Source organism: Streptomyces himastatinicus ATCC 53653 (assembly GCF_000158915.1).
GTDB lineage: Bacteria > Actinomycetota > Actinomycetes > Streptomycetales > Streptomycetaceae > Streptomyces > Streptomyces himastatinicus.
On sequence record NZ_GG657754.1, the window covers coordinates 707,157 to 708,706 of the forward strand.

Consider the following 1,550-nt stretch of genomic DNA (forward strand, 5'->3'; position numbering starts at 1 on the left):
AGCGGTCCGGGTACTCCAGACCACGACCCGGCCGAGTCCCCCAGAACGCGGCCTGTCCCGGGATCGATAGACGGCCGCCGGGATCCGCGGACACCGCACCCCGGGTCACCGCCCACACGGGCGCCGCGATGTCCGCGTCGCCCAGGGCCCGCAGCAACGCCGCCGTGTCCGCGAGGCCGTCCGGCAACGCGGCGAGGAGTGATACCACTCCGGCGAACTCGGTTCCGTCGGCGGTGAGTTCGGCCAACCGCGCGGTGAGCACCGTACGGTCGGCATCCGCCGGTACGAAGCGGATCACGGCTGGACCCAGCGCGTCCACGACGTCACGCGCCCAGCCGTCACCCTCGGCGGGGAGCACCGCCAGCCAGGTGCCCGGCAGTACGGCCGGGAAGGAATCCTCCAGGGGCCGCCACTTCTCCCGGTAGCGCCAGGAGTCGACCGTCGACCTCGTCCGGCGCCGACCGCGCCAGGACGACAGCGCGGGCACGATGGCGCCGAGGGTGTCGGGGTCCACATCGAGGCTCGACGCGAGGGAATCCAGGTCCTCCCGCTCCACCGCCGACCAGAACTCCGCGTCGATGCCGTCGCCCGCGGCCACGGGTTCGGCCGCCTCCGGCCAGAACCGCTCACGCTGGAACGCGTACGTCGGCAGGTCGGTCCGGCGCGCCCCGGTGCCCGCGTAGAACACCCGCCAGTCCACGTCCACCCCGGCCACGTGCAAGCGCGCGAGGGCGGTCAGGGCCGCGGTTTCCTCGGACCGGTCCTTGCGCAGGACCGGGACGACCGTGGTCCCGTCGGCCACCGACTCGCGGATCACCGGCGAGAGCACACCGTCCGGGCCCAGTTCGAGGAACACCGCCGCGCCCGCGCCGGACAGCGTCCGCATCCCGTCGGCGAACCGTACGGTCTCGCGGACATGGCGTACCCAGTACTCCGGTGAGCACAGTTCACCGGCCGTCGCGAGCGCACCGGTCAGGTTCGACACCACCGGCATCGTGGGCTCGTGGAAGGTGAGGTCCCCGACAACCTTACGGAACTCCGCCAACATCGGGTCCATCAACGGCGAGTGGAACGCGTGGCTGACCGCCAGTTCGCTCCTACGACCGCCCTCGAACCGTGCGACGACCTCCGCGACCGCCGATTCCTCACCGGACAGCACCACCGACGACGGCCCGTTCACCGCCGCGACCGACACCCGCTCGGACAGCAGCGGCCGCACCTCGTCCTCGGTCGCCTCGACCGCCACCATCACCCCGCCACCGGGCAGGGCCTGCATCAACCGGGCCCGCGCCGACACCAGCCGGCACGCGTCGGCGAGGGACAGCACACCCGCCACATGCGCCGCGGCCACCTCACCGATCGAATGCCCCGCCACGAACCTCGGCACGACACCGAACGACTCCAGCAGCCGGAACAAGGCCACCTCGACCGCGAACAGCGCAGGCTGAGCACAACCCGTCGCATTCAGCGCCCTGACGTCCCCACCCCACATCACCTCACGCAACGCAGGATCGAACTCGGCCAACACCCCGTCCAAGGCCCGCGCGAAC

The 1,550-nt window shown here is 72.0% G+C and carries 1 protein-coding gene; it reads right to left on the reverse strand.

Going from position 1 to position 1,550, the window contains the following annotated elements; all coding sequences use genetic code 11:
• A partial coding sequence (locus SSOG_RS53160; protein WP_167542457.1) for an acyltransferase domain-containing protein occupies window positions 1-1,550 on the reverse strand: 1,550 nt, incomplete at both ends.